The sequence below is a fragment of the Bacillus sp. B1-WWTP-T-0.5-Post-4 genome (genome assembly GCF_009183795.1).
Lineage (GTDB): Bacteria > Bacillota > Bacilli > Bacillales > Bacillaceae_G > Bacillus_A > Bacillus_A cereus.
In genome coordinates, this window is sequence record NZ_WEIJ01000003.1 from 693,429 (window position 1) to 701,243 (window position 7,815).

Consider the following 7,815-nt stretch of genomic DNA (forward strand, 5'->3'; position numbering starts at 1 on the left):
TTTCTTAGAAAGCATTAAAGTCTTCTTGAGTTGCTTTTCGAACTTTTTCTTTTCCTGGATTTTTCATTTCAGCATACTCAGCGATATAATCAAAACAATCACCAATCGTCATTACTTCTAAGTCCCAATATGTGAGCTTTGCTTCATAACAAAGAGCAAGGAACAATTCAGTGCTTAATTCTTCATCACCGAAAGTCCCTTGCTCTCCATTAATTTTCTTTACTTTTTTTTTGCTCCCATTGTTTTTTGAACCATCTCATTAATTTCCGGCATTATATCGTAAATAGGAAACTCATCAAATCCTTCTAACCAAGTCATCGGGTCTGGAATTTCAGGATCAGCTGTTTTAGCGTATAACCAAACTAAATCGTAACAAACTTCAAAATCTACTTTATCGAAATCTAAGTTGGAAAAATCAATAGTGCCTTCTGTTGCATCTTGCGAAGCGAATGTACCTATAGCTCCTAATTTAAACATATCGGCAAATAAATCCCGTCTAAATTGCGCCTTATATCGCTTGGCTGATGCTGCATTAGCTTTTAATTTGACCTGTTTTCCGTCTATTGTAATTGTCTTTTCCATTTACTTACGCTCCTTTTGGTAATGCAGGTACTTTTGTATACACTTTTTTGTACCAATTATTATAAATATCTGCTTTTGATTTAGTAGTAGTTTTCGTTTTAACCATACGTTTTCCATTAATATCAATAGGACTGGATACAAATTTAAGTTCATTTGTATTTGGCTCTGCTGAATTTGTTTTCGTTTTAGATGCAAGTGTTGGACGACTTGCAGAACAGTTAAACATAACGTGTCGAGTTGCTCGTACATCACCATCAAATTCAAATAATAATGCAAATGATTTTCCTTTCGCATCGGCTAACTCATTTAACACACCATCTTCTTCGTCTAATTCCTCTCCTAGTGCATCAATTGCAAATTGTTCCGGAATAGTCGCAATAGAAAGCGTTCCATCATACCCTTGGTTATTACTTGCAGCGTAATAAAGCATGTCATCAGCGTAGAATTCAATTAAATCCCCTCGTGGATCAAACGTTAATTCAACCGCACCAGGTAATGGAATTGGTGTATTAAATCTAACTACACCATCTTTAATATCGAAAAGCGCATAATGGACATTCTTTAAACCAAACGCTACTTTATTTTCATTCATTTATATCAACCTCGTTTCATAAAATTTTTGATACATTTTTTGAGATTCAATAAAAGTCCCATACGAGTCATAAGGAATCTCGTGATCATCTAGGACTTGTTCTAGCTTGGCTTCCGCAACTACATCTTTCTTAGTTGTATAAAGCTCTATATTTATATCATTTATCTTGTGATACACCTTGTTATCAGCCATTAAATTTGCTGACCCATCCACAAGAAAACAGATATACGGTGGCGCTGGAACTGGATTACCTGGTGTTGCTATGAAATGCGAATAAGCCACAGGATAGCCTGTAGCTTCAAGAATTTTTATAAATTCTCCTAATGTTAATGTCATGATTCAATTGCCCTTTCAATACGTTTTGGCAATTCATCAATTACATACTCTTCAACGGGACGAATATGCACTTTCTCCGGTACTCGGCCACCACTAGCTTTCGCATGGCCATTTTCTAAAAGATGCGTTAATTGCCCTTTTGTATTATGGATAACAACGGCTTTATCTACTTTTTTCTTACGCCAACCTTTACGATAACCACCTGTTTTTTTAGGACTATTTTGTCTTAACTTATTTACAGCAATATCAGCTACATCTTCTTGTGCATTTGTTAATTCTTCTTCCACAACATTTGCATACCTTTGCAATTCTCTAGCAAGATCACTCGCAAAATTACTCATATTAAACATGCTCCTTTGCGATAATAGTCAATGTTTGATACATTTCATCATCATTCATTGGCGGTTCGATGATATCAAAGATACGACCTTTCATATTAATTCGCATTTCTTCCGTAATACCAGAAGTGTATGGAATTACGAATCGATAAACCCGTGTAGCTTGTGAAGTGGAAGCTTCAATGTACTCAGATCCTTTCACTGTTTTTATCATCGCCCAGGCTTTTTTAAATTCTGGCCAAGATGTTTCGATTACTTGGTTTAATTCATCTTTTATTACTACAGGTTCTTCAATAATGATTCTATTTCTACAATCGCCTGTATTCAGTGGTTTCTTGTACTGAAAAGGACGCATACTAATCACCGACCAACTTAATTTCTTCTAATGCTTTTGCAATACCAAAACTATTAATTTCGGTTAAAAAGTTTTTAGTAAAATACTCAAGTGCATCATTATAAGCATAACGAGAACGTTCAAAAACTAATTCTTTGAACGTCTCATCTTTGTTTATGTCATACAATCCACATACTTTTAATAAAGCTTCATTGGATGCAAAAAGGATGCGCTTTAGGTTATCGTCTTCATCATCACCCAAGTGCATCCTATCTTTGAACTGCTGTATTATTTCGTCTGAAATTACTGTTTCCATTTACATCACCCTTCAGTCGGTGGTGTTACTTCTTCAAGCTTTAATGTGTAAACTTGTGAAGTGTATTTATCCTTCGGTTTACCTGTAGCATATTGTTTAGCAATATAAACAGTTGCATCTTCTAAAGCTAATGTTTCTTCATACTTCTTGATTGGCTCTGTTCCACCCATTGCTGCAACATATTGACCTTTAACAAAGAATAATACTTTTCCTTGAGGTACAAACACTGACTCTGTAAGAATTGGATTAAATGGCAAACTAGTTACATATACTCCAGCCGCATTTTGAATTGTCGCGTTTGCTTGAATATCAAAAGTATCAAACGGATTAGTTACCATAACTACTTTACCAGCAATATTTTTTGGTCGATCTGCGTCTGAACCATCAGCATTTAATTTTTTAGCTAGTAGTTTAACAACACCTTTTAATTCATTGATTGTTTTGCGGCCTGGTTCGAATGTTAAAGTGCCTACTGGCTTTTTATCTGGATATACTCCATTCACAACACTTCCACTTGGATCTTTTAATAACCCAATAGGTTCATTTTTACCTGTACCAGCTACAAATCCACGTTCTAAACCTACTTTCATCGCTTCTGTAATCATTGTACGAACATAACGTTCTACCCATACAGGCCCAAGTTTCAACATGTCATTTGCTAATGGAATAAATGCCGTCAATTTAAGTTGGGAAATGCTATCTTTACGGAATGTAGCATTTAATTGACCTTTAATACCATCAAATAATGGTCCCCATACCGCTGCGCCTTCTGGATCTCCGTAAATAAATTCTGTTACTGCACCCAGATTTTCAAGACCGATATGTTGTAGGAAAGGATGATCTTCAACTAAATCATCAAAAATACGTTCTTGGGTTGTCTTAGGTAAAGTTTCAGTAGACTTAAAGCCGCCTTCTTCCACAACTGCATTAAAGAACTTCATTTCTTCACTTGTTAATACATTAGCACCGCGAGATTGCATAATAGAACGATCTACCATTGATTCATTCACTTGATTTAAAATATCTGTTCTTACATCTGTAGCAAGTGCTTCAATCATGGAGTTCAATGCTACTGATTGCTCTTCTGCTGTACCTTCCTGTGTAGCTTTTGCAAATGCTAGTTTCTTTTCTTCAAAATTATTAAACTTAATAACCATATTTTATTTTCCTCCTAATGTTAAAAAGAGCGTACTCAGATTCTGTTTTGTATTAACAGGCTCTTGAATAAGCTCTTTTGGATTTTGATTATTTTGTTGTTTCGTATACTTAGCTACTAAACTTTCTTTTAAGTTTTCTACAACTTCCTCCTCTTCATCCTCTTCATCCTCTTGCGTATCATCAATTTCAATTTCATCAGCAATTTCATCAGCTAAACCAAGAGCTACTGCTTCCTCTGCTGTTAGCCAAGTTTCATCTTTTAAAAGTTGTTTTAATTCTTCATCTGTTCCAACAAAACGTTTCTTATAAGATCCTGCTAAAGCTGAATCAATCTTTCGTAAATCTCTTGCTGTTTTTTCAAAAAGATCTGCGTTTCCATATTCAAAGGTACTTGCTTGGTGAATCATCATCATAGTATTACTAGGCATAATAATTCTGTCTCCTGCCATTGCAATTACAGATGCGGCACTAGCTGCCCAACCATCAATATGAACTATAATTTCTGCACTATGCTGCTTTAACTGATTACAAATTGCTACACCATCGAATGCGGAACCTCCACCCGAATTAATATGAACGTGAATTTTTTCTGCTTTAACATCTTGAATTTTTCTTCTTACTGCTTCAGCATTATTTTCACTAAACCATCCACCAATTGATCCATAAACAGTTAATTTGTATTCATTTTCACCTTTAGCTTCAAAACGAATGTCTCGTTTTAAATTCAAAAGCTTACTCATATTCACATGTTCCATCATTTCTCACCCCCTTCAGATTCATTTAATTTTGTATAGTTCTTCGTAATATGATGGACATTTAGGTTTGGATCATCTGACTCTTCATAATCTACTTCTGAACGAATTTCATTTCCTGTAAATGCACTTGAAGAAATGAGTTTATCAATACTTGTCGCAAGATCAAATATACTTTGATAGGAAACAGCTTTAACCTCAATTTTTTGTCCCAAAAGATATTCACTCATTTCAAAGAATTTAACGTTCGCTTCATCAGATAGTTTTTTTAATAATGGTCGTACTGTGAAAAGCATATAATTTTTCGTTTGCTTTTCTACATCAGCCATTTCTCCATATATCAAAGCTATAGGAATACCGATTGCCATTGCTACTTGATTTAAGAAACCATTTGTTACTTTATTGATTTCTTCCACACTTGGGCCATTTGCAACACCATTGTATATCTCGTTATAATTAATACCTTTTTGCTGTGGAACAATAGCTATATCTTTCGAACCAATTGACTTATACATGTTGTCTATAAACTCTTGTAATTTTACTATTTGTTCCTCAGTTTTAGCACCAATCATATCCATATCAACTGTTCCACGAACTTGATTTTTACGTTTTTGAGAGTTTAATATTCTGCCGAACAAATCCCCATAATCTGCAAATAATCCATCAATAAGTGGGGTTAATTTATCATTCCGATACTTCAAATGAATAACTTCGCTTTGCTTAAAACTTCTCTTAAACGTATAATCTTTTACCCTTACATCCGTAAAAGTATCTTCAAACACAGCGTACTCATTATGTTGAAATCCATCTGCAATAAGTAAATCACCATCATCTGCTTGTATAACTAAACACTCATTATCATAAATAAGTTTTCGAACAAACCGTTCCCAAAAGGTACTTGCGGTCATATTCTTGTTTGGTCTTACGTTTAATCGATAATAAAGCTCATTCTTCTTAAATGCTTTACCATTTCTTATTCTAAATTCAGATTGACTAATCGTCCTTCCTAAAAATGAAACGCATGTATCAATTGCCAATCGTTTCATATGAAGCCTGTTTGCTGAATCAGTTATTATGTCCAGATCCAACATGAATTCTAGTTCTTTATTTCTTTTAAATACTGAACCTAACCATCCAATGGCTATCACCCCCTTTATTAGAATTTAATATTGCCTATAACAAAATCAGTAGCTTCTTGTATCTCATCCGCCCGATAAAGAGCATGAACAAAACACTGAAACCCATCTGTTTTTCGACGAACAGGCTCTTTCTTTTCGTATATTTTATTTCCATCAGCTTTGATAACAACCAACACATTTTGCGTATACCAACGCATTAGTGGATTATCCTCAAAAACAATTTGTTTATTTGCAAACGCCATTTCAATACGTGGAGCTAACAAACTATGAATCGCTTTTGGGTTTCGTATAACTTCTATTTCAAATCCTTCTGCTACTAATAGTGGTCTTATTGCCTCCATACGGAAGTTATCAGCTATAATTTTTTTAATCCCATATTGTTCTCGCATTTCTACAAACCAATCAACGATGTGTTGAGGATTAATAGTCGGTTCATCAACAACTGTTAGTAATCCTTGCTCTTCCCACTCTTTTATAGGAGCAAATTTCTGTTTTTTAAATTCACCTGCTTTTTTAGAATATCCGTAATATATATCAACAAATTCTTTTCGTACGAAGGAATGAGTTTTAAAAATGTATTCCCCATTTTGCCTAAATAAAAGACCACATGCTGCAAAGTCACGAATACTTGCAAAGTCTAACGCCCCTATGCATTCTTGAGCATATAAATCAGGAAAAGGACGATTTGTAGCAAGAATTTCTGACCATTTTGCAACGGACCGTTCTAAATTTGTAACAGGTAAGTTCATTCGCTTTGTCATGAACTCTTCTCGGTTACTTGGATCGTCCTCTAAATCCTCATACTCTTCTTTTATTGTTTCAAGTAAGCCTTCAGCATACTCACTTAACGGCTGAGATAACATTGGATTCGCCATTTCCCAATTATCGATTTCATCAACTTCTTTTTCATCATTTAATTTACAGATGAAAGGGAACAGCGCATTCGGACGGGCTTCACCCTTTAAAACTTTCATTGCCTTTTCTTTTAATTTATCTAAGAATCCATCTCTTACATATCCATCTGTACCAATGTAAAACTCACGCGGATTTTTCTTTTTTCCCAAACCACTGATGTGAACACGGACATCTTTATTGCTTTCATATTGATGGACTTCATCAAACATTACAGCGCCATCGCGAAGACCATCTTTTGTGTCTCCGTTTGATGTTCTAAACTTCACTACACTTCCAGTCGATTTCGAAATGGTTTGTGTTAATGTTGTTTTAAAAGCTCTTTGTAAAACTTCATTTCTTTTAATACATTTATGAATTTCATCTGGGCTTGTTTTTGCTTGCTCTTCACTGTTTGCAACAACGGAAATGTTATATTCAGGAATTCCATGTAATTCGCTTATTAAAAAGTGAAGAATAACTGTCATTAAACCATTTTTACCGCCGCCACGGCCAAGCATCCACAAGAATTTCCGATAAAATACACGGCTATTTTTCTTATAAAATAAAAAGACGAATGCTATTAAGAATTTTTGAAATGATTGTAATGGAAAGTACCACTTTTCACCAAAGCGGATACACTTCTCGATCATTTCATCATCAAAATACAAGTCGTCTCTGTTTAAAACGTATTTCTCCAGGTATTCAATTAACAGTTCTCTTTCATTGTTGAACTTTACTTTACCACTTCTATAAAGTTCAATGTATTCATCTACATATTTTTGCCTAATCATACTAAATCACTTGGACTGTAACCCGAATTAGAAGCACCAACTTTAGGGGAAAGTTTTATATCTCTTCCCAAAGCAATTAATGAACTGTTAATTTTATTCCTCTCACTTATAAGAGGGTGGGCTTTAACAAAAACTTGAGAACCGTTTTTTATCGTTACAGACTCGCCTTCTTTATTAATAGTTTTATTTATTTTTCTAAATGCTTTTACAAGATCAATATATCTTTCTACCTTTTCAACTTCGACTAAATCTGTAATATCAATACTATTCATAAGCTGTTCTTTTAACCTCACAATACTAACAGCCATCTACCCACCCCCCTTACGTGCGTAAAATCGAAAAAAACCTGACAGTTAACCCCCTCCTCCGGTGCCCCTTAGAGCATTTTTTGATGAAATATTTTAAGGGGGGGGTTATTATCGAATCATTTTTACCACTTTTCATCGTTTTCCCATTTGTTTATCTTTTTAACAAACACTCTACCGTGTTCTTTATTATGGCAATCCACACAGACTGTTTCTAAGTTATCTATTTCTAATGCAAGTTCTGGATGATGTTCTAGTTCTTTTATATGATGGACAAC

13 protein-coding genes are annotated in these 7,815 nt (G+C 34.5%); all 13 read right to left on the reverse strand.

Translation table 11 applies throughout. The annotated features are described in order from the left end of the window. Nucleotides 1-4 precede the first annotated feature (4 nt). Nucleotides 5-166 (reverse strand): hypothetical protein, encoded by a 162-nt coding sequence (locus tag GBN91_RS28880; protein WP_000477703.1) that lies wholly within the window; start codon nt 164-166, stop codon nt 5-7. 53 nt (nt 167-219) lie between these two features. Then, the gene (locus tag GBN91_RS14165) at nt 220-582 is read right to left on the reverse strand and encodes a hypothetical protein (protein ID WP_000415912.1); all 363 of its coding nucleotides are present in this window, start codon (nt 580-582) and stop codon (nt 220-222) included. A gap of 4 nt (nt 583-586) precedes the next feature. Further along, the gene (locus tag GBN91_RS14170) at nt 587-1,174 is read right to left on the reverse strand and encodes a major tail protein (protein WP_152121627.1); all 588 of its coding nucleotides are present in this window, start codon (nt 1,172-1,174) and stop codon (nt 587-589) included. Continuing rightward, nucleotides 1,175-1,510 (reverse strand): hypothetical protein, encoded by a 336-nt coding sequence (locus GBN91_RS14175; RefSeq protein ID WP_152121628.1) that lies wholly within the window; start codon nt 1,508-1,510, stop codon nt 1,175-1,177. It abuts the gene before it with no gap. Further along, nucleotides 1,507-1,851 carry an HK97 gp10 family phage protein gene (locus GBN91_RS14180; RefSeq protein ID WP_000064421.1) on the reverse strand — a complete coding sequence of 115 codons (345 nt, stop codon included), beginning with the start codon at nt 1,849-1,851 and terminating at the stop codon, nt 1,507-1,509. Before GBN91_RS14180 ends, GBN91_RS14175 begins: the two co-directional genes overlap by 4 nt. A 1-nt stretch (nt 1,852) precedes the next feature. Then, complete coding sequence (locus GBN91_RS14185; protein ID WP_152121629.1) at nt 1,853-2,203, reverse strand: phage head closure protein; 351 nt, start codon at nt 2,201-2,203, stop codon at nt 1,853-1,855. 1 nt (nt 2,204) lies between these two features. Continuing rightward, on the reverse strand, nt 2,205-2,498 hold the full coding sequence (locus GBN91_RS14190) for a hypothetical protein (protein WP_152121630.1): 294 nt from the start codon (nt 2,496-2,498) through the stop codon (nt 2,205-2,207). A gap of 5 nt (nt 2,499-2,503) precedes the next feature. Further along, nucleotides 2,504-3,655, reverse strand: a complete 1,152-nt coding sequence (locus tag GBN91_RS14195; protein WP_098432537.1) for a phage major capsid protein — start codon at nt 3,653-3,655, stop codon at nt 2,504-2,506. A gap of 3 nt (nt 3,656-3,658) precedes the next feature. After that, the gene (locus GBN91_RS14200) at nt 3,659-4,411 is read right to left on the reverse strand and encodes a head maturation protease, ClpP-related (RefSeq protein WP_152121639.1); all 753 of its coding nucleotides are present in this window, start codon (nt 4,409-4,411) and stop codon (nt 3,659-3,661) included. Further along, on the reverse strand, nt 4,411-5,556 hold the full coding sequence (locus GBN91_RS14205; protein ID WP_152121631.1) for a phage portal protein: 1,146 nt from the start codon (nt 5,554-5,556) through the stop codon (nt 4,411-4,413). The genes GBN91_RS14200 and GBN91_RS14205 overlap by 1 nt, the downstream gene beginning before the upstream one ends. 8 nt (nt 5,557-5,564) lie before the next feature. After that, entirely contained in the window at nt 5,565-7,232 is a 1,668-nt protein-coding gene (locus GBN91_RS14210; protein ID WP_152121632.1) for a terminase TerL endonuclease subunit, read from the reverse strand. Further along, complete coding sequence (locus GBN91_RS14215; RefSeq protein ID WP_000301142.1) at nt 7,229-7,540, reverse strand: P27 family phage terminase small subunit; 312 nt, start codon at nt 7,538-7,540, stop codon at nt 7,229-7,231. The genes GBN91_RS14210 and GBN91_RS14215 overlap by 4 nt, the downstream gene beginning before the upstream one ends. Before the next feature lie 122 nt (nt 7,541-7,662). Then, a partial coding sequence (locus tag GBN91_RS14220) for an HNH endonuclease (RefSeq protein WP_152121633.1) occupies nt 7,663-7,815 on the reverse strand: 153 nt, incomplete at its 5' end.

What these genes read in the sequence shown, in the direction of transcription:
- GBN91_RS14165 (WP_000415912.1), bottom strand. Translation starts at nt 582, where the DNA reads ATGGAAAAGACAATTACAATAGACGGAAAACAGGTCAAATTAAAAGCT.
- GBN91_RS14170 (WP_152121627.1), bottom strand. Translation starts at nt 1,174, where the DNA reads ATGAATGAAAATAAAGTAGCGTTTGGTTTAAAGAATGTCCATTATGCG.
- GBN91_RS14175 (WP_152121628.1), bottom strand. Translation starts at nt 1,510, where the DNA reads ATGACATTAACATTAGGAGAATTTATAAAAATTCTTGAAGCTACAGGC.
- GBN91_RS14180 (WP_000064421.1), bottom strand. Translation starts at nt 1,851, where the DNA reads ATGAGTAATTTTGCGAGTGATCTTGCTAGAGAATTGCAAAGGTATGCA.
- GBN91_RS14185 (WP_152121629.1), bottom strand. Translation starts at nt 2,203, where the DNA reads ATGCGTCCTTTTCAGTACAAGAAACCACTGAATACAGGCGATTGTAGA.
- GBN91_RS14190 (WP_152121630.1), bottom strand. Translation starts at nt 2,498, where the DNA reads ATGGAAACAGTAATTTCAGACGAAATAATACAGCAGTTCAAAGATAGG.
- GBN91_RS14195 (WP_098432537.1), bottom strand. Translation starts at nt 3,655, where the DNA reads ATGGTTATTAAGTTTAATAATTTTGAAGAAAAGAAACTAGCATTTGCA.
- GBN91_RS14200 (WP_152121639.1), bottom strand. Translation starts at nt 4,411, where the DNA reads ATGGAACATGTGAATATGAGTAAGCTTTTGAATTTAAAACGAGACATT.
- GBN91_RS14210 (WP_152121632.1), bottom strand. Translation starts at nt 7,232, where the DNA reads ATGATTAGGCAAAAATATGTAGATGAATACATTGAACTTTATAGAAGT.
- GBN91_RS14215 (WP_000301142.1), bottom strand. Translation starts at nt 7,540, where the DNA reads ATGGCTGTTAGTATTGTGAGGTTAAAAGAACAGCTTATGAATAGTATT.